Source organism: Vibrio sp. 10N.222.49.C9 (assembly GCF_041474985.1).
GTDB lineage: Bacteria > Pseudomonadota > Gammaproteobacteria > Enterobacterales > Vibrionaceae > Vibrio > Vibrio crassostreae_C.
Window position 1 is genome coordinate 1 of the sequence record NZ_JBFRVD010000300.1, and the last position, 376, is coordinate 376.

Annotated in this window: 1 protein-coding gene; it reads left to right on the forward strand. The window is 47.6% G+C overall.

Features of this window, described 5'->3' with window-relative positions; translation table 11 throughout:
* Positions 1 to 64 precede the first annotated feature (64 nt).
* Positions 65 to 376: FAD-dependent oxidoreductase (locus tag AB4585_RS23230; protein WP_372171146.1), on the forward strand; the 312-nt coding region annotated here is incomplete at its 3' end.

Consider the following 376-nt stretch of genomic DNA (forward strand, 5'->3'; position numbering starts at 1 on the left):
TCTCACAGGTGCGCATAAGCGGGCCTGAAATCAAAAATTATCATTTGTATCAAGGAGTGTTGAAATGACACGAATCATTATTGTAGGCGGCGGCGCTGGTGGATTAGAACTAGCGACCAAAATGGGTCACAAGTTTAGACGCAACGAAAACACCAGTGTGACCTTAGTTGACCGTAAAGCGAGTCACCTTTGGAAACCTCTGCTACACGAAGTAGCAACAGGCTCTCTGGATGCGGGTGTGGATGCTCTAAGCTACCGTGCTCACGCCAAGAACCATGGCTTCGACTTCCAAATGGGCAGCCTTTGCGACATCGATCGTGAACGTAAGGTGATCATTCTTGAAGAACTAAAAGATGCCAACGGCGAACTATTGATC